Raw genomic sequence first — 20,166 nt, forward strand, 5'->3', positions numbered from 1 at the left:
GTGAAAAAAGTCAAACAGCCCCTTTACCCACATCATCGGCAAAAAAACATCGAACCGTTTTTTCCATTCTCGGTGCTATCAGCTTATCCCATATGCTGAACGATATGATTCAATCGTTGATTCTGGCGATTTATCCATTGCTGCAATCCGAATTTACCCTCAGTTTTATTCAGGTTGGCCTGATCACACTCACCTATCAGGTAACCGCATCGCTGTTGCAGCCCCTTATCGGTTTATATACCGATAAACATCCGCAACCCTATTCGCTGCCTATCGGCATGGGATTTACCTTATCCGGTTTACTGCTATTAGCTTATGCTGAAAGCTTTTCAGTCATATTAATGGCTGCCGCGCTCGTGGGTACGGGGTCATCGGTTTTTCATCCGGAATCATCACGCGTCGCACGTATGGCTTCAGGCGGGCGCCATGGGTTAGCACAATCTTTATTTCAAGTCGGGGGTAATTTAGGCAGTTCGCTGGGGCCATTGTTGGCAGCGATTTTCATTGCGCCTTATGGCAAGGGAAATATCGGTTGGTTTTCTCTGGCAGCACTATTGGCTATCGTCATCCTCTTGCAAGTCAGCCAATGGTATAAGATGCAACATCGAACCATAACGCCCCTGTCTGCGAAAACAGCTCCCCTGCCAAAGCTGCCCAGAAAAACAGTCATCAATTCTTTTGCCATTCTTCTGTTACTGATTTTCTCCAAATACTTTTACCTGACCAGTATCAGTAGCTACTATACGTTCTACCTGATACAGAAATTTGATGTGTCAGTGCAAAACGCCCAGATCCATCTATTTATCTTTTTGTTTTCCGTCGCGGCAGGCACCCTGATTGGCGGGCCTGTTGGGGATAAGATAGGCCGGAAATACGTTATTTGGGTTTCCATTCTTGGCGTTGCACCTTTTACCCTGATGTTACCTTATGTCTCCTTATTCTGGACAAGCATACTCACCGTCATTATTGGCATCATATTGGCCTCTGCATTTTCGGCTATTTTAGTCTATGCCCAAGAACTCATGCCCGGCAAAACAGGCATGATTGCCGGTTTGTTCTTTGGCCTGGCCTTTGGTATGGGGGGTATTGGGGCTGCTGTACTTGGCTATGTCGCAGATAAGGCCAGCATCGAATTGGTTTACAAAATTTGTGCCTTTCTACCACTTCTTGGTATTTTTACACTGTTCTTGCCAAATATAGAAAAAAACTCTTAAAAATACCGATAAAACATCCAGATAGCCACCATAATAATGACGTTATCCCTCTTTGTAAACAAGCGTAAATAATAGCAAAATCTACATAAAATTACATTAAGATGGTATTTATGTAGATTATTCTCATTTTCATCACCCAATATATTTTTTTGTAATCTCATCTTTAATTATTTATAGAATATATTATTACCTCACCTAACCATACAATTTATGATATTCGCTACCCAGAAGGAGCCTTGATGGAGCACTCGACACCTCTTATCACGACCATTGTTGGCGGTTTTGTTCTTGCCTATCTGCTTGGCATGCTTGCACAGCGCCTGAAAATCTCCCCTCTGGTAGGATACCTTGTCGCAGGTGTACTAGCAGGCCCCTTTACCCCTGGTTTCGTTGCCGATACATCGTTAGCTCCAGAACTTTCAGAAATTGGCGTGATCTTACTGATGTTTGGTGTCGGTCTACATTTTTCACTTAAAGATTTGTTAGCCGTCAAATCCATTGCCATTCCTGGTGCAATCGCCCAAATTGCAGTCGCTACCTTATTGGGTGTCGGATTATCAATGCTGCTCGGTTGGGGATTAAGCAGCGGCATTGTATTTGGCCTTTGTCTGTCCACCGCCAGTACGGTGGTATTGCTCAGGGCATTGGAAGAACGGCAACTCGTTGATAGTCAGAGAGGACAAATTGCCATTGGTTGGTTGATTGTTGAAGATCTGGCGATGGTGCTGACGTTGGTATTACTCCCGGCAGCAGCAGGAATTATGGACAACCACGACGCCAACCTGAGTCAATTACTGCTCAAAATATCGCTCACCGTTGGAAAAGTCATTGCTTTTATTTTGTTGATGATTTTCGTCGGACGACGTGTCATTCCTTGGTTACTGGCGAAAACCGCCGCGACAGGCTCCCGTGAATTATTCACGCTGGCGGTACTTGCCATTGCATTAGGTGTTGCTTATGGTGCAGTGGCACTCTTTGATGCTTCATTTGCCCTTGGGGCATTCTTCGCGGGTATGGTCTTGAACGAGTCAGAATTGAGCCATCGGGCCGCGCAAGATACTCTACCGTTAAGGGATGCTTTCGCCGTTCTTTTCTTTGTTTCCGTTGGCATGCTGTTTGACCCGATGGTCCTACTGCAACAGCCCTTGGCTATTTTGGGAACCCTGATCATTATTATCATTGGCAAGTCACTGGCTGCCATGCTATTGGTCAGAATGTTTGGACACTCACGACGTACTGCCCTGACTATCTCTGCCAGCCTCGCCCAAATTGGTGAGTTTGCCTTTATCCTCGCCGGGCTTGGCGTCACACTGGGATTCTTGGATGGCGAGGCCCGTAACCTTGTATTGGCGGGTGCCATCATTTCCATTATGTTGAATCCTGTTTTATTCAGTTTACTGGATCGCTATCTGGAAAAAACAGAAACCATTGAAGAACAATTACTCGAAGAAACGCTGGAAGAAGAAATCCAGATCCCGGTTGATATTTGTGGTCATGCGATTGTGGTAGGTTATGGCCGGGTGGGCCGTCAACTTTGTCAGCGTTTACAAGAAAAGCACTTTCCCATCGTGGTTATTGAAGATACGCGAGTCCGATTTGAAGAGTTAGGTGAAATGGGCATCAGTGCAATAATAGGCAACGCCGCCAATAAAGAGATCATGGCCCTGGCACGGCTCGATTGTGCCTGTACGTTATTCCTGACCATTCCCAATGGCTATGAGGCCGGCGAGATTGTTGCGAATGCCAGAGAAATCAGGTCAGATATCAGCATTATTGTTCGGGCTCATTATGATGATGAAGTCACTTACATTACGGAGCGTGGTACTAACCACATTATCATTGGCGAGCATGAAATAGCACGGGCAATGGCTGATGCTCTACCGGAAGAAAATGAAGCGGGCTGTTCAATGGTGCCTCCGGCATTGCATTCACCAGCGACGCCATCATCAACCTAACCGGCTAATCAAGGAATATCCCCATAACGTGGGGATATTCCAGTCATTCCAATAAAACAGCCAAGGCAATATGTCAGGCGACCAGAATCAACGTTCCCAGTAAGACTCTTCCAGACTATCTTCTTTCTCCGGCAACCCACGGGTTAAACGTGGAGAGTGCTGGCTCAATACCTGATAACTCACTCTGTTAGCGTATTTGCATACCTGAGCCAAAGAAGAATAAGTTAAGTAAGAACGCATATGCTTACTGGAGTTAGGCACATTCATACGATGATAACTGTTGGCAGTGATATCATGCAGTAATGCAGATAATGCACCATCTCCGGCACCATTGGTATTCATGATTTTTTCAGGTCCTCCCATATAAGGCTCAATATGGGAATAGACCCGCATTGGGTTTTGGCAATCGCCCTTACGCATCGCCCGGCTGAATTCATAACGGTTAAATTCTGCAATCGCGCCTGGCAACAAAGGATACGATGTTTGGCGTTTGTACTCCTCATCCGTGTAACCCGCCATATACAAACCAGCAGGACCGGCGGTACACAACACCAAATCCACCCAATTTAGCGCCATGTCAGCCGCTAATAAAGGATCACTGAATCCCGTCAATTCACAGGCTTCATCTTCATTCATCGCAACAACAGAAATATTTTCAGCCAGAAAATCGCGCCACCACTGCGGATCATCCGCGATGACGTATTTTGTTCCTAACGTTAATACAACAGGTACGTTATGCTTTTTCGCATACTCAATGGCTTTCATCGTCGCTTCCGGCATGGGTTCGCCCGGTTTACAACGCACCAGATAAGCGGTGATCACCAAAGCTGAGGCTTCCGCGATAATGTGTTCAGGAATATTTTCTGGACGAAGCTGATTCATTAAACCCGGGCTGATAGCAAATGTTCTTTCGCCATTTTCTGTCACTAAGGTAAAACAGCGGCCAATAGGCCCATCAACCCCCTGAAGATGATTTAAATCCATACGGCTGGATGTATTGCAAAGATAACAATACGCATAACTGCCTATTTGGATATTATTACACATGGCACCAAGCAGGACGGATTTATCGTCAGCCAGAACAGAATAATTGTGCAAGGTATTACCGATGGTGCCACCCGCAAATTCGTGGCTGATAAGGTTTTTGTCTGCCAGCTCGTTGTAGAGCGCCTCAGCGACATCATCTTCAATGACTAAGGAGTGTCCCTGGCTCAGGTGATAACGTTGAATAAAATCCTCATCAACTTTGGCTTCGATATCAACCAGTGTCTGGTCAATGCCAACAATATAGGCTCGGTTATTTTCGCTATCCATCATCTCTTTGATAGGTTGGAGCAGAGGATCTCTTAAACTGACAGGAAAATAGTGTTTAGATTTACGTTTACCCGGGAATTTCATAACTTATTGCTGCTATAGCGCCAAAAAATATGCCGCATGTTAGCACAATACCTCGTTAGCACAATACAGTGTGTCACAATACCGGCGCGAAACAAAAAATACAGTGACGAAAACGAAGACAGCCAATGCGATTACGGCATTGGCTGTCGGAACATCAGCTAGCAGAACATTATCTCATTAAGATAATATTAAGCCTCTTGTTTCTGGCGGCTACGTACCATGTGGCGCAGCAGAACATACATGACAGATAAAATAAAACCAATAAAGCCCGCGCCAATCAAAATCAGCAAACGCTTAGGTGAATCTTTTGACGTTGGTTGATAAGGTTCCTGCATGTATTTGAATGGCATAAAATCAATGGTATTAACATTCACTTTTTCTAAATTTTTGATATACAACTGACGGTTACGCAGGTCAGCATCAATTTTAGTGGGATCAGTGACTTCTTCTGTAATCTGTAATTTACGTTGCAGTGCATCAGAACCCAGTGCGATCGAATAATCCGGGTCATCCTTAATCATCGCCCCGCCATTCGATACGGGTTTTTTCACCCCGGCAGAATCAGCAATAGAAATCGCATACTTCAATCGCTCAATATCCACGCTACGCATATTACTGATACGTTCTAAATCAATAACATAAAGCTTTTGTGAGTACTCCAGTTTCTGATGAACCATATCATTCAGTTCTTCTTTCACTTGGTTCCGAACCACCGAAGAGACGAATTTGATATAGCCACTTAATAGATTGTAAGCATCTTCTGCGTTGTCAGCACTGAAAGAAAGTTTAGCTTCATTAACATCGTCATCTTTCTTAGGTAAAGACAGGGCAATGTTTTTATTAACAATTTGCTCAATCAGTTTCCTTTTTTCCTGCGTAGAATCGTCATGGTTCTTAGCAAGCAAGGTTTTAAAATAATCGGTATTCACCAAATATTCTTCACGTAATACCCGCGAGTTATAGTTTTCGATAAACCGATTATACAATGATCCTTCTGTTACTTTGGGATCGATATTCAGAACATGTAAATCCGTTAACGTATTTTTCAACGGCTGAAACTCTTCCAACCCTGATGTCATCACCGCCGCTGTACTGGTCCATTTTTGCGGCAAAAATGATGCGATACCGAAACCAATAATCGCAAGCACGAAAGATACTGCAATAATCAAATATTTTGATTGGAAGAGTACCGAGAATAACTCAAACAAATCAATTTCATCTTCCCGCGCCGGATGATAATAGTTTGCCTGCTCTTCGTAAAAATCGGGGTGTTTAATAGGTTTATTACTCATTATCTCTATGTCCAATCCAAATAATTTTGCTTTTCATTGATATGCCAGCCCTTGTTCTCGCTTATCGTATTTATTGGGTTTAAAACCCGATCCCTGAAATCATACGACGATCAATGTCCGCCATTCACCAATGTGTGATAATATCCCATAGCAGGCAACGACAAGTGAGTTATTTCATGCCATGATTGACTAACTGTTCAAGCAAGGAAATGTGAGCTTTATTATCATTAAGTGCAGAGATATATTCAAACTTTTTCCCACCCGCATCTAAAAAGATCATTTTATTTTGTTGCTTAATCTCTTCCAATGTTTCCAGGCAGTCAGCCGAAAACCCCGGACACACCACTTGGACATGTTCCACTCCCTGACTGGGTAATGATGCCACGGTTTTATCGGTATAAGGAGATAACCACGGTAAACGGCCAAAACGCGACTGATATGTCATCACGATTTTATCTGCTGGATAATCCAGTGCCTGACTCAACAGTTCAGTCGTCGCTTGACAATCCTGTGGATAAATATCACCCATCTTTGCCAGGCGTTCAGGAATACCGTGATAAGAAACAATTAAACGATCGGGTTGGCCATGTTTTTCAAAGCTCTGCTCAATGGTTTCCTTCAACGCTGCAATATAAGCGGGATGCGTGGCATAACTACGGATAAAATAGAGGGTAGGAAGGGTCCGATACTCTCGCAATATTTTACTGATACTGTCAAAAACCGCGGCCGAAGTTGTACTGGAGTATTGAGGATAAAGTGGCAGGATAATCAGATTATCAATACCCTGTTGCAGCAAACTGTCTATTGCCTGAGGCAAAGAGGGGGAGCCATAGGTCATTCCCAACGCAACGGGGATAGCCAACTGTTCACCCAGCAACGCCTGCTGGCGGCGACTGTAAACTAATAACGGAGAGCCTTCTTCCGTCCAAATTTCTTGATAAAGTTTCGCCACCCGAAAAGAACGAAAAGGAAGAATAAAACCATGCAATAGGGGTTTCCAAATAAATGGCGGGATATCAACGACCCTTCTGTCACTCAAAAACTTTGCCAGATAACATTTTATTGCAGCGGGTGTAGGTGCATCAGGTGTACCCAAGTTGACTAACAGGACACCATATTTCTTGCTACTCATTCCTCAGAACCCCATAAAAATGACTGACAACCGAGTATAAAACATGAATGATAGTGACATGTAACATTTCATGGAGTAATTCTTTCATCGCGTATGAGTAAACGGCAAAAATTCAGGCGGTATGAAAGCCGCCTGTTCTAACAATTCGTGAAGTATCCCTTTCACCTTTCAAGCAAAGGCCCGAAGCTTCTGGGGATAATCATTCTAGGCAGACGAAATTATTCGCCCAGAATGTTAGCCAATTCTGCGCTAACTTCCGCGACTTGGCGAGTACCATCAAGTTTGAAGTATTGTGTGTTACCCGCCTGTGCTTCTTGCTGATAGTAAGAAACCAAAGGTGCAGTTTGTGCGTGATATTCAACCAGACGTTGACGGACAGTCTCTTCCTGATCATCTTTACGCATTGTCAGCTCTTCGCCCGTCACATCATCTTGGTTTTCCACTTTCGGTGGATTAAATTTGATGTGGTAAACACGACCTGATGGCGCATGCACACGACGGCCAATAATACGTTCAACGATGATTGCATCAGGAACATCAAATTCCAGCACATAATCAACCTTGATACCGACTTCTTTCATGGCATCGGCCTGAGGAATGGTGCGTGGGAACCCATCCAACAAGAACCCATGATGACAGTCATCTTGTTTGATGCGCTCTTTAACCAAGGCAATGACCAGCTCATCAGTCACTAGCTTGCCGTTATCCATCAACTCTTTTGCTTTTAAACCCAATTCGGAGCCCGCTTTTACTGCGGCACGCAACATGTCACCTGTCGAAATCTGGGGGATCCCATATTTCTCCATGATAAATTGTGCCTGAGTCCCCTTACCGGCGCCTGGTGCGCCCAGCAGAATAATACGCATTGCGTAAATCCCCTTGCTATTTGCTTTTCGTATTTTAAAGAAAACGTACCACCTTACCATTTGTATGGGGGATGGCTCAAGAAAACAGGTAAACGTTTTCGCATTAATCAAAAAAAATAAACCACGCCTCATTTTTATTGAAGCGTGGTTTATTATCATTTATCTCAAGAAGCTTACGCTTTTTCAGTTAATAATAATTGATTCATTCGCCGAATAAACTGGTTTGGATCATCTAATGTGCCACGTTCAGCAAACAGGGCCTGCTCCAGCAGCAACTCGATCCAATCAGCGAATTGGGCCTCATCATCAATCTCAGCGGCTTTCCTGACCAGCAGGTGTTCCGGATTCAGCTCAAAGTTATAACTCACTTCCGGCGCCGACTGACCTGCCGCCGCAAACAGCTTCGCCATTTGAGTGCTCATGGCATTAGCATCGGTTGTAACGATAGCCGGTGTATCAGTCAGGCGGTGTGTCAGTTTCACTTCTTTCACACGTTCACCCAACAGGGTCTTCACGCGCTCAACAAATGGCTCCAGTTTTTTATCGGCTTCTTCCTGTTCAGCCTGATTTTCATCCGCCAGTTTATCGAGGGATTCATCAGATTTGCTGACAGATTGGAATGATTTACCATCGAATTCAGTCAGGTAACTCATCATCCATTCATCAATGCGCTCAGACAGCAGCAGAACCTCGATGCCTTTCTTGCGGAACAGCTCCAAGTGTGGGCTATTCTTCGCCGCAGCATAACTGTCCGCAGTGATGTAATAAATCTTCTCCTGCCCTTCTGCCATGCGGCCAACGTAATCTTCCAGAGACACGGTTTGCTCGGTGCCATCAGTATGGGTCGTCGCAAAGCGCAGTAATTTGGCAATGGTTTCTTTGTTTGTACCATCTTCGGCAGGCCCTTCTTTCATCACCAAGCCGAACTGCTGCCAGAAGGTCTGATATTTTTCTGCGTCGTCTTTTGCCAGTTTCTCTAACATTTGCAATGCACGTTTAGTCAGCGCACTCCGCAGATTACGTGTGATGGTGCTGTCTTGCAAAATTTCACGGGAGACGTTCAACGGCAGGTCGTTGGAATCGACCAGTCCACGAACAAAGCGCAGGTAATTTGGCATGAACTGTTCAGCTTCATCCATAATGAATACACGCTGCACATACAGTTTCAGACCATGCTTATGTTCGCGGTTCCACATATCCCACGGCGCTTGGGAAGGGATATACAGCAAGCTGGTGTATTCTTGCTTACCTTCAACGCGGTTGTGGCTCCAAATCAAAGAGTCAGTAAAATCATGGGAAATGTGCTTATAAAACTCTTGGTATTCCTCATCACTGATTTCTGATTTACCACGCGTCCACAAGGCTTGGGCCTTGTTGATTTTGTCCCATGTGACGGTAACCGAGTCGTCTTCTTCGTTTTTAGTTTGGGTTTCAATTTCAACGGGTAAGGCAATGTGATCAGAATATTTGCCAATGATAGAACGCAGGCGCCAGTCATTGAGGAAGTCACTTTCCCCATCGCGCAGATGCAGGGTGATTTCTGTACCACGCCCTGCTTTTTCAATATCTGCAACGGTGTAATCACCTTCCCCCGTTGATTCCCAGAACACACCTTGTTCCGTCGGTGCACCTGCTGCACGGGTACGTACAGTGACTTTATCCGCAACAATAAATGCAGAGTAGAAACCGACACCGAATTGACCAATCAATTGGCTGTCTTTTGCCTGATCAGAACCAATGGATTCAAGAAAGGCTTTAGTCCCGGATTTTGCAATCGTTCCCAGATTGTCGATCACTTCATCACGGGACATGCCGATACCATTATCGCTGATAGTAAGGGTTTTCTGCTCTTTATCCACAGCCAGACGAACACGCAATTCACCCTCATTCTCATACAACTCAGGTGCGGACAATGCACGGAAACGCAATTTGTCAGCAGCATCAGATGCGTTTGAAATCAGTTCGCGGAGAAAAATTTCTTTGTTGGAATAGAGAGAGTGGATCATCAATTGCAACAGTTGTTTGACTTCAGACTGAAATCCACGGGTTTCCTGATCTTTCATGCTCATTTATTACCTCAATCTAAATCCAGTTCAGATATGTAAAATCGGACGATGGTAATCAAATGGGGATAGATAGGAGGAGTTTCAAGTTAAGATAATCAGAAGAATGTAAAATTTATTGGGTAAGCCAGTCAGCCGGCGATGGATGGCGGCATAATCAGCAGCACCATCCATTGGAATGACCCATTTTCATTGGGAATGAAATCACCAATCCGTGATTTTTTGACGACCCGCCAGCGAATGGGACAATGTTGTACCATCCACCATTTCAAGCTCTCCGCCCACAGGAACACCATGAGCAATTCGGCTGGCGGTCACACTATATTGAGAACACATTTCCGCAATATAGTTTGCCGTTGCCTCTCCTTCGACAGTGGGATTGGTTGCCAGGATAATTTCTGACAAGGTTTCAGAAGATAAACGCGCTTCCAAACGATCCAAACCAATATCCATTGGCCCAATACCATCCAGCGGCGATAAATGCCCCATCAGGACAAAATATCGTCCCGCAAACTGCCCCGTCTGTTCGATGGCATGGATATCTGCGGGGCTTTCCACGACACAGATCTGACCATTCTGTTGACGGCGGGAATTGGCGCAAATCGTGCACTGTTCCTGTTCCGTGAAGGTCCGGCAATCCTGACAGTGACCAATTTCAGACATGGCTCGCGTCAGTGCCTGTGCCAACCGCATTCCACCACTGCGATCTCGCTGCAAGAGATGAAATGCCATCCGCTGCGCAGATTTTGGACCTACGCCGGGCAAACAGCGCAGGGCTTCCATCAGAGATTCAAGAAGAGGGCTGGTCTGCATTAGAATGGCATCTTAAACCCAGGCGGTAATTGCATTCCGCTGGATACACCGGCCATTTTTTCTTTCTGGGTTTCTTCAATGCGACGAGCCGCATCATTGAAGGCCGCAGCGATCAGATCTTCCAGCATATCTTTGTCATCGTCCATCAAGCTTGGATCGATTTCAACACGACGGCAGTTATGTGCACCGTTAATTGTGATTTTTACCAGCCCTGCACCGGATTCGCCCGTCACTTCCAGATTTGCAATTTCTTCCTGCATTTTCTGCATTTTTTCTTGCATCTGCTGGGCCTGTTTCATCAAATTGCCCAAACCACCTTTACCAAACATAATTCTCTCTCTTCGCTATAGCCACAGCATACAAATACACTGCGGCAGTTAAACAGGCCGGATACTTTCTTCATCCAATTCTGCATCGAATAGTTGCTGAAGTGTTTGAATTGTTTTATCCGAAATAATGGATTGACGCGCTTGTGCCAATTTTTCTTCATAAATGGCTTGTCGCCACTCCAGAGGCGTTTTTACCGCAGGATTATCATCTTCAATGATACTGAGTTCAATCGATTTTCCATGCAGTTCACTTAATGCTTCGGCTAATGCTTTCTGAGCCGATGCTGAATTAAGATGGCGTTGCTTTGAACGTAAATGCAGACAAAGACGATTTTCATCAATCTGTTCTTTAAATGCATTCAGCGCAACTTGCTGAACCAATTTGGGAATACACAGTTTATCAATTTCCGCCGCCCATGGATCCCTTTGTTTCGACTCCATAGCCAGCTTCTCGACCAATTCGGCTGTCTTCTCGTGCTCCAGCGCCGCTTTAATCGCTTTTGGTGTCGTCGTCGAGCGCGGCTTCTCCTCGCCGGCATTCGTTGCCCGCCAGCGGTAAGCCTCTTGCTTGACTGGCTTAGGCGCCTGTGTTTTCGGGAGATAAGATGAAGGCCGCTGTTCTGCTACCGCCACCAGTCGCTCTAGCGCCGAACTTGCCGGCTTCGCCTTCGCAGGCTCTGCCGGCTCAGGCTTTTTTGCTGGCGTGTTTCCTTGACGAGTCAGCGAGTGTTTCGCTTGCAATAGCTTCGCTGTTGGGCTGTCTGCTATCGATTCACTGCCCAACTGCGCCGAAGGCGGTGCTACAGGCGCGGTGCCAACGGGCGCGGCAAAATTTTCCACCGCAGGTGGGGATGTTTCCTCAATGACTGCTTTAGGATGAAAAGCCAAGGCGCGCAGTAGCGCCATCTCAACACCTATCCGCCGTTCCGGCGCATAAGGAAGCTCCTTACGCCCTACCAGCAACGCTTGATAATAAAACTGCAAATCTGTCGGGGAAATGGATCTTGCCAGCAAACGCAACCGCCCTTCCGTTGAAGACGGCTCACTTTCGGGTTGCTGAGGCAACAGTTGGAGCATGGCAATGCGATGCAACAGCGACAATGTCTCAACCAGCAGATTTTCCCAATCCACACCGCGGGTTGCTGCTTGTTCCACCAGAGCCATCATTTGTTGGCCATCTGTACGCACCAACGACTCAATGATCGCCAAGGGTTGGTCATCATCCAGCGTTCCCAACATCTGACTGACGATATCCGATGTCAGCGTTCCCCCGCCAAGCGCAATGGCTTGATCCGTTAAGCTCAAGGCATCACGCATGCTGCCATCCGCAGCACGGGCAAGCAGCTGACGGGAACGCACATCGCTCTCTATTTTCTCTGCATTAAGCACATGCTCCAATTGACTACTGATTTGATCCACATCGAGCGTTTTCAAATGAAATTGCAAACAGCGTGAAAGGATCGTCACGGGCAGTTTCTGTGGATCGGTGGTTGCCAACAGGAATTTCACATGTTCCGGCGGCTCTTCCAATGTCTTCAACAGCGCATTGAAACTATGGCGGGAAAGCATGTGAACTTCATCGATAAGGTAAACTTTGAAACGACCACGGGCCGGGGCATACTGGACGTTATCCAGCAACTCGCGGGTATCTTCTACTTTTGTTCGGGAAGCAGCGTCGATTTCAATCAGATCAACAAACCGCCCCTGTTCAATTTCAAGACAGTTGGCACACTGACCACACGGCGTCTTTGTTATACCCGCTTCGCAATTCAGTCCTTTTGCCAACAGACGCGCGATAGTCGTTTTTCCCACGCCACGAGTGCCGGAAAAAAGATAAGCGTGATGAAGGCGCTGGTGTTCTAGACCATTTGCCAACGCAGTCAGCACATGTTGCTGACCAATCACATCAGAAAATATTTGTGGGCGCCACTTACGGGCAAGTACCTGATAGCTCATGAATACCGAGGAAATTGAACACGACTGTCTATCATGCTAGCACAGCCTCCCCACTAACGGCGAGGCTGATGTGCCAATATGTCTTAATAATGCAAAAAACTGAATAATCAGTGGCCGGAAAATTCAACCAGCGTGTAGCTGTCAATGCCTTGTTTTTTCAAGCGATCAGCACCACCTAAATCCGGCAATCCAATGATAAATGCCGCTTCAGAAACTTGACCATCCAGACGACGAATCAAGCGTACCGTCGCCTCGATCGTCCCCCCCGTTGCCAGCAGATCATCAATAACCAGCACTTTATCGCCTTCCTTGATGCTACTTTTATGGATTTCCAGTGTATCTGTACCATATTCCAGATCGTAAGTTTCGCTCAACGTCTCACGCGGCAATTTTCCTTTTTTACGAACAGGAACAAAACCCACGCCCAGACGCAGTGCAACAGGCGCTCCGAATAAGAAACCCCGTGCTTCAGTACCCACAATTTTTGTGATGCCTTGATTCTGATAACGGGCCACCAATAAATCTATTGTCGCTTGGTAGGCAACTGGATTATCGAGCAAGGTGGTAATATCACGAAAAAGTATTCCCGCCTTTGGATAATCAGGGATTGTTTCGATACTATCTTTAATTAATTGCAGTTGTTGCGCGTTAGCGGTCATAATCGATGCCAGCCAAGTTAAAAACGAAAACGGTAAAATCTATTCAAACTACCGGAAAAAAGCAACTGCAAAGCAAGTTGCTGCTTATATTTTGTTGACTTAAGTCAAGCCCCTTATGAGGATTCCTTACTCCCCGCAGCGCGAGGAGTAAGGATGTGCTCTACAATGTTGAATCGCTATTTAACAAACCGATTATTAATGATAATGAGATGCTAATGGGCATACAAAATTTATTAAGTGCACTTGAAAAACAGGTCAATATTCTGGAAACAGAACTCGCTTTACTGCCCGACCTCCCTTTTTCCAACGCCCGTTTTGATCAAGCACTATTCCACCATCGCAGTCATAAACTCGGTGGATACATGCAGGAAATCAGACAAAATATGGAACAACTCAGCACCTGTGTAAACGGGGTCCGTACTGAACAAGTGAAATTCCTTGCCGAACGTTTAGTGACACAAATCGAAGCACTTAAACGTGAGATAGCAACTCAGGCGCTGCGGAAACAGGAAGATAAATTTGCACACCGATCACAAGAACGGGATCTTTACCAACGTCTGGCAGAACATCAAGATTATGAACGTCGCTTAACGGCAATGGTTGATGACAGGGAATTACAGTTAGACAAACAAACGACGCTTACCAACAAGTATAAACTGCAAAAAGAAATTGCAGCCTTGGCTGGCAGGCTCGCCCGTTGTCGTCAAGCATTAATGCGGATCGAAAAATCGATAGAAAAACGAGAGAACTCAGATTAATCCTAAAAAAACAAGGCGCAATGATGACGCTAGAACAAGCACCACCTGAAATGCAACTTGCAGTCGATCTGATTTATCTGCTTGAGTGTAACGAGGTTCCTCCCGCTATCGCACTGGCAGCATTAGAAATCGTCAAACACGATCTTCAAGGGAAATTGGAAAAACAAACGCAACAGTCTGAGGAATAAACCTGATTAACACCGGTTCCTCAGACTGCATGGCTAAACAGAGGGGGGAAAATTGCTTAAGGTAAAAAGGGCTTGTCATCTGGATGGCGGTTACCATCATTCAATGGCTTTTGTACTTCTTGCAAACTATCACCTTGCCCATTATGCAAATAAACCTCCAACTGATTAAAGGCAATATTGATGCCGTTTTCGCGGCATAATTTATCAATACTGCGATTTACTTCATCGACAGTCCGGCTACGATCACCCAATTCCCGAACATAGAGCCTCAACTCATGATCCAGTGTACTGGCACCAAAATTCATAAAGTAGACTTGTGCTCCCGGCTCACTCATAACGCGGGCGTTTTCACTCGCTGCTTGTAACAAAACTTCTTTGACCTTATCAAGATCAGAGCCATATGCGACGCCAATCTTAATAATAATTCGGGTAATGGTGTCCGAAAGTGTCCAGTTAATGAGACGTTCCGTCACAAATGCCCGGTTGGGGATAATGACCTCTTTACGGTCAAAATCGGTAATTGTCGTCGCACGAATGCGGATTTTACTGACCGAGCCGGAATAAGTGCCTATCGTTACGGTATCGCCGATACGCACGGGACGTTCAAACAAAATAATCAGCCCCGAAACAAAGTTGGCGAAGATTTCCTGTAAACCGAAGCCTAAACCGACCGACAGTGCCGCCGCCAGCCATTGTAATTTATTCCACGAAACGCCCAGTGTTCCTAATGCCGCAATACCTCCGACACCAATGATCAAGTAAGTCAATGTCGTTTTAATGGCATACGAAGAACCCTGTTGTAACTGCAAACGGGATAACACCAGTACTTCCAGTAGGCCCGGCAAGTTTCTCATCATGACCCATGAAATGACCAACATGGCGATTGAAAGTACCAAATCTTTCAAGGTCACATGTTGCAGAACATTGCCCAGTTCTGTTGTCGTGCTGTATTGCCACAAATTGACCCCATCAAGGTAAGAAAATACCGTCACCAGATCAGACCAAATCCAATAAAATGCCCCTAAAAAGATCAAAAACAGCACCATGGTCGTTAAACGCAATGACTGCTGATTGATGAGATCCAAGGCCATTGGCGGCTCTTCCATCACTTCCCCTTCTGCCCCTTCTTTTGTCAGGGACTGACGCCGGGCAGCAGCACGTCGATAAGCAATGCGACGCGCTGCAATGCCTAATCCCCGCAAACAGGCTTGATAACTGATATGCCAGAGGAACAGTAAATACAAGCTATAAAGCCAACGTTCAGCCAAACGCAGGGTTGTATAGAAATAACCCGATACCATCAACACTATCAACACCAGAGGGGCAAACGTTAATGCCGTGACGACGATAGTCCGGATCATATGGGAACTTTTTTCACGCCATACATAGCGACAGAATGGGAAAATAAACAGGAAGACGAAAAACAGGCAGATCAAGACGGTACATTGACCAATCACATCATCAGACAGCCGTAAGGGATATTTAGCACCCAAGGTTACCCAGAACAAAATGGGCAACAGCGCGATCGACAGGCGAACCAGATTTTTGCGGAATAAGTGACAAACCGCACTGTCCAGAGAAAAATGCTGTTCGCCAATCCCACCTTTCACAAGGATTTGGTAGCTGTAACTATACATCATCCAAAAAAGCGCCAGTTGGCAGGAAAAACCCCAAATCAAATCACCAAAGCTATCACCAGTGCTATCACCAGAACTTCCCCCTGAACTCCCACCTGATTTCGAATACCAATAACCTACCGCCAATACGATAAAAGCAATCGGTAATGTTTTTATTAAGGTCAGTATGAGTGCCAATGGTGTATGTAATTGACTGTCGCTGCGAAACTGCCCGACTTCACCCGCTATTTTTTTCAACTGCGCGTTAATGCCTTTGGTTTGCCAGCGTAAAAACAGGCCAACCAACACAAGGGGAATGACGAAATGGATGGAGTTTTTCAGCCCCGTCATCAATCCACTGAACGTCAAGCGAATATCCAAGTGACTCAGCTCTTCTTGAACAAGATCAGGCAAGGATTTCAACCACACCACATTCATCGGTTTGTTGCTATTCACCCAAAAGATTTGCTGGACAAGGGTTTGTTCCAACGATTCAGAGACATCCAACAACTGTTGCTGATCCATTTGTAAGTTGATGGCATGGGTAATCTGATTTCCCAATTGATTATTGAGCTGCTCTGAAAGTTCACAATGAACATCCAGAATCTGGTTAATCGCATGATGGATTTCATCCACCACTTCCTTGGATTCGTTTTTTATTTGATGATGATTATTTCTCAATAAGTTATTGATATAATCGTTTCCCTGACAGAGCTGATCGCGCTCCTGATTAATTTCGAATTGCTCTAGACGCAAGTCTGCTATTTTCGTTGGTAAATCTTTTGTCAAAACATCCTGTGGTACTTTCAACTGTTCCTGAAACAAGATGCGTGACAGCAATAAACTGCCGCGTAAGACCTTAATTTGCTCTTTGAGATTGCGCTCTGATTGAATGGCCCGTTCCAGAAAATTCTTAACGCGAATACTTTGTTGCGCCAGTTGATTACTATCACGCGTTGCTGCTACCAACCGCTGACTCAATTCACGATTATGTTCAATTTCCGCCTGAACCAAGGCGTTATCCTGAATATATAAATTTTTGCCATCCTTCGTTTGCGCTTCTTTCGCGGTTTCTTCCGAAAGCACCAAGCGCTTTCCACTCATCACACTTTGAATAAACTGAACATGACGCTCCAATTGCTCAATTTGGCGAGTCGTATAATCCCGTTGCCGCTGTAAAAGAGCTTGTAAGTGAGTATTCGCCTGTAGAGATTCTCTTTGATATTCATTTTGCTGGGTCAGGAAAAACTGTTCTACCTGCAATAACTCTATCTGGGTACGACTCGATTCTGACTGTTCAGCCAATACGTTATTGAGTTGATTACGGATTTGCTGCAATCTCTGCATATTACGAAAGAGCACATTTTGCACGCGCTCTGGTTGAGTTTGCAGCCCAATCAACTGGCTATTGTAGCCGGCAAGATTTTCCTGTGCCCGCTGCAAGTTATACCATGTGTTATTCAGTTTCGATTCAAGCTGCTTCAGAGACAGTGTTTCCAGTGTCTGTTGATAGGCATCCTGCTGATCGTTATTTTTCAGATTCTCCAGTTCGGTCACAACCTGATGTGATTTTTGGGGCACATCTTGCACATTTTTTCTAAGCAGCTCGAAATCCAGTTTCAATTGTTCAATTTTGTCAAAGAAAGAGAGCGCCTTTTCCAAATCAGCGATCGACACCTTTTCTTCAACCGTATGTTCCTTGCGTTCTGTCAGGATCTTAAGCTGGTTTTGAATATCATTACGGGTTGGAACATCGCCACTGGCCGCTGCATTGGCAGAAAAAAAGACAGGTGACAGGAGAAAAAACAAACACATTACCAACACAAAGCGAAAAAGCAGTATCGTAGGGAATTTGTTACACAAGCTCCCCTTATTGAGCAAAACACCCAAGCATCGGTTAACGGAAACCATGAACTCATCTACCCATCATTATTCGTTTTCTTCGCTGTTGCGCAAATGGTGACTGTATTTCAGTGTATCGATGAAACCATCCACTAAATGAACAGCCTGCTCTTGAATATTAAAACCGTCTGATGAGAATGACCAGTTCTCCAATATCCCGGTCATCAATGCTCTCAACATGATGGCAGAACGGTTGGCGTCAAGATTATAGGGTAACTCCCCAGATTGAATACAAGCAGTCAACATTTTTTCAATCTTCTGGTAATCAGAAATACATATCTCTCTAATTTCCGCTAGTACTGGGGATATTTCGCCAACGAATTCACATTTATGGAAAAAAATTTCTATTAATTGACGAACCTGAGAATCATCAATCATCATTCGTAACATAGAAATTAATAAATATCTCAACGCAATAAGTGGATTATCAGGATATTTTGATTGATACTCTTTCTCTAGCTCGTCTATTTTATGCTCTGGCATTCGACAAACAACAGAAAGTAGATCTGTTTTATTTTTAAAATGCCAGTAAATCGCTCCGCGCGTGACACCTGCGGCCGTGGCGATATCAGATAGTGAGGTAGCAGAAACACCGCGCTCAGAAAAAGTCCTTATCGCAGCATCTATGATTTGCTGACGAGTTTGATTTGCTTGTTGTTTAGTTTTTCGTGCCATTTTAGTGCCATAATCTTTGTTTTTGACTGAGGCTGATTTACATACATTCATGTATGTTTGTACTATAGCACCCTTAATCAATGAAGTAATGATTTCACTTGTTAGATTAGAGAATCGACATTGAAAAATTGAGGTTTACTTATGCGAAAGAACAGGGGAGTTTTGCCTCTGGCCACATTATTGGTGATTTCAGGCAGTTTTATTCTTTCAGGATGTAATGACAACACAAATACACAGCAAGGAGCGGCTGGCCAGCCTGTTCCTGAAGTGGGTATCGTAACGCTGAAGGCAGAACCTTTAACGGTTATTACTGAATTACCAGGCCGTACATCGGCTTATCGTGTTGCCGAGGTTCGTCCCCAAGTCGGTGGCATCATACTGAAACGTAACTATAAAGAAGGAAGTGATGTTGTTGCCGGAGCGTCGTTATACCAAATAGATCCAGCCACTTATCAGGCAGAATACAGTAAAGCCAAAGCAAACCTGGCCAGATCGCAAGCCAACGAGAATGTTTCCCGCTTAACCGTTGAACGTTATCAATCCCTGCTGGGCACACAATATGTGAGCAAGCAGGAATTTGATAAAGCAAGTTCAGAATATGCGCAAGCAAAAGCAGATGTTCAGTCCTCACAGGCAGCATTGGAAAATGCCAGAATCAACTTGGCATACACCAAAGTGACATCCCCTATTTCTGGACGTGCAGGTAAATCCACTGTCACAGAAGGCGCACTGGTTTCGGCTGGTCAGCCAACAGCCCTCACGATTGTTCAGCAATTAGATCCTATCTATGTTGATATCACGCAATCAAGCGACGACTATCTGCGTTTCAAAAATGAAATTGCCAAAGGAACCGTTCAAAAAGAGAGCAAAAAAACCAAAATCCGCCTCATAGCGGATACCGGCCAAGAATACAGCCAAGAAGGTTACCTTGAGTTTTCTGACGTGACAGTTGACGAAACCACAGGTTCTATCACTATGCGTGCTGTGTTCCCAAATCCGAATGAAGAATTACTTCCGGGTATGTTTGTGCGCACCAAGTTAGAAGAGGGTGTACGCAAAAATGCGATTTTGGTTCCTCAGCAAGCCGTGACCAGAACACCACGCGGTCAGGCAACCCTACTGATTGTCGATAAAGATAACAAAGTGGAATTGCGCAATATCAACGCGACTCAGGCAATTGGTAACAAGTGGTTGGTGACAGACGGCCTGAAAACCGGCGATAAAGTCATTGTCACCGGGTTGCAGAAAATAGCACCGGGAATAACAGTCAAGCCAACGGAAACAGATCTGAATGCCAGTCCTACGGCTAATCAAGCTGAGTCCGCAAAGAAGCCTCAATAAGGAGTCGGT

General features: G+C 45.1%; 16 protein-coding genes. 5 read left to right on the forward strand and 11 right to left on the reverse strand.

The window, feature by feature from the left end; translation table 11 throughout:
* Both PSI17_RS01405 and ybaL read left to right on the forward strand, forming a co-directional pair.
* Nucleotides 1-1,214 (forward strand): MFS transporter (locus PSI17_RS01405; protein ID WP_273550235.1); only part of this gene is annotated, 1,214 nt, incomplete at its 5' end.
* Between the two features lie 239 nt (nucleotides 1,215-1,453).
* Nucleotides 1,454-3,169 carry a YbaL family putative K(+) efflux transporter gene (gene ybaL / locus PSI17_RS01410; RefSeq protein ID WP_273550236.1) on the forward strand — a complete coding sequence of 572 codons (1,716 nt, stop codon included), beginning with the start codon at nucleotides 1,454-1,456 and terminating at the stop codon, nucleotides 3,167-3,169.
* Between the two features lie 87 nt (nucleotides 3,170-3,256).
* On the opposite strand, the gene PSI17_RS01415 is transcribed toward ybaL, so the two are convergent.
* The 9 genes from PSI17_RS01415 to apt all read right to left on the reverse strand — a co-directional run bounded on the left by PSI17_RS01415 (nucleotide 3,257) and on the right by apt (nucleotide 13,677).
* Nucleotides 3,257-4,567 (reverse strand): inosine/guanosine kinase, encoded by a 1,311-nt coding sequence (locus PSI17_RS01415; protein WP_273550237.1) that lies wholly within the window; start codon nucleotides 4,565-4,567, stop codon nucleotides 3,257-3,259.
* Nucleotides 4,568-4,755: 188 nt separating this feature from the next.
* The gene (wzz(fepE), locus tag PSI17_RS01420; protein ID WP_273550238.1) at nucleotides 4,756-5,859 is read right to left on the reverse strand and encodes an LPS O-antigen length regulator Wzz(fepE); all 1,104 of its coding nucleotides are present in this window, start codon (nucleotides 5,857-5,859) and stop codon (nucleotides 4,756-4,758) included.
* A 169-nt stretch (nucleotides 5,860-6,028) separates the two neighbouring features.
* A complete protein-coding gene (gene hemH, locus PSI17_RS01425) occupies nucleotides 6,029-6,991 on the reverse strand; it encodes a ferrochelatase (RefSeq protein ID WP_273550239.1) in 963 nt (320 codons plus the stop codon).
* A 218-nt stretch (nucleotides 6,992-7,209) separates the two neighbouring features.
* Complete coding sequence (adk, locus tag PSI17_RS01430) at nucleotides 7,210-7,857, reverse strand: adenylate kinase (RefSeq protein WP_273550240.1); 648 nt, start codon at nucleotides 7,855-7,857, stop codon at nucleotides 7,210-7,212.
* Between the two features lie 173 nt (nucleotides 7,858-8,030).
* Nucleotides 8,031-9,920: a molecular chaperone HtpG gene (gene htpG / locus PSI17_RS01435; RefSeq protein WP_273550303.1), complete on the reverse strand. Its 1,890-nt coding sequence runs from the start codon at nucleotides 9,918-9,920 to the stop codon at nucleotides 8,031-8,033.
* 204 nt (nucleotides 9,921-10,124) lie between these two features.
* On the reverse strand, nucleotides 10,125-10,733 hold the full coding sequence (recR, locus tag PSI17_RS01440; RefSeq protein WP_273550241.1) for a recombination mediator RecR: 609 nt from the start codon (nucleotides 10,731-10,733) through the stop codon (nucleotides 10,125-10,127).
* A complete protein-coding gene (locus tag PSI17_RS01445) occupies nucleotides 10,733-11,062 on the reverse strand; it encodes a YbaB/EbfC family nucleoid-associated protein (RefSeq protein ID WP_010845071.1) in 330 nt (109 codons plus the stop codon). The genes recR and PSI17_RS01445 overlap by 1 nt, the downstream gene beginning before the upstream one ends.
* Before the next feature lie 48 nt (nucleotides 11,063-11,110).
* On the reverse strand, nucleotides 11,111-13,018 hold the full coding sequence (gene dnaX, locus PSI17_RS01450; protein ID WP_273550242.1) for a DNA polymerase III subunit gamma/tau: 1,908 nt from the start codon (nucleotides 13,016-13,018) through the stop codon (nucleotides 11,111-11,113).
* Between the two features lie 107 nt (nucleotides 13,019-13,125).
* A complete protein-coding gene (gene apt, locus PSI17_RS01455) occupies nucleotides 13,126-13,677 on the reverse strand; it encodes an adenine phosphoribosyltransferase (RefSeq protein ID WP_273550243.1) in 552 nt (183 codons plus the stop codon).
* A gap of 215 nt (nucleotides 13,678-13,892) precedes the next feature.
* Between apt and priC the strand changes: the two genes are divergently transcribed.
* Together priC and rsmS are read left to right on the forward strand one after the other, a co-directional pair.
* A complete protein-coding gene (gene priC / locus PSI17_RS01460; RefSeq protein WP_273550244.1) occupies nucleotides 13,893-14,435 on the forward strand; it encodes a primosomal replication protein in 543 nt (180 codons plus the stop codon).
* 23 nt (nucleotides 14,436-14,458) lie between these two features.
* Nucleotides 14,459-14,623 carry a pleiotropic regulatory protein RsmS gene (gene rsmS, locus PSI17_RS01465; RefSeq protein ID WP_273550245.1) on the forward strand — a complete coding sequence of 55 codons (165 nt, stop codon included), beginning with the start codon at nucleotides 14,459-14,461 and terminating at the stop codon, nucleotides 14,621-14,623.
* A 56-nt stretch (nucleotides 14,624-14,679) separates the two neighbouring features.
* On the opposite strand, the gene mscK is transcribed toward rsmS, so the two are convergent.
* Entirely contained in the window at nucleotides 14,680-18,150 is a 3,471-nt protein-coding gene (gene mscK, locus PSI17_RS01470; protein ID WP_273550246.1) for a mechanosensitive channel MscK, read from the reverse strand.
* Between the two features lie 18 nt (nucleotides 18,151-18,168).
* A complete protein-coding gene (gene acrR / locus PSI17_RS01475; protein ID WP_273550247.1) occupies nucleotides 18,169-18,816 on the reverse strand; it encodes a multidrug efflux transporter transcriptional repressor AcrR in 648 nt (215 codons plus the stop codon).
* Between the two features lie 141 nt (nucleotides 18,817-18,957).
* Between acrR and PSI17_RS01480 the strand changes: the two genes are divergently transcribed.
* Nucleotides 18,958-20,157 (forward strand): efflux RND transporter periplasmic adaptor subunit, encoded by a 1,200-nt coding sequence (locus tag PSI17_RS01480; RefSeq protein ID WP_273550248.1) that lies wholly within the window; start codon nucleotides 18,958-18,960, stop codon nucleotides 20,155-20,157.
* The last annotated feature ends 9 nt before the right edge of the window (nucleotides 20,158-20,166 follow it).

The sequence above is a fragment of the Xenorhabdus sp. IM139775 genome (genome assembly GCF_028598745.1).
Taxonomy (GTDB): Bacteria; Pseudomonadota; Gammaproteobacteria; order Enterobacterales; family Enterobacteriaceae; genus Xenorhabdus.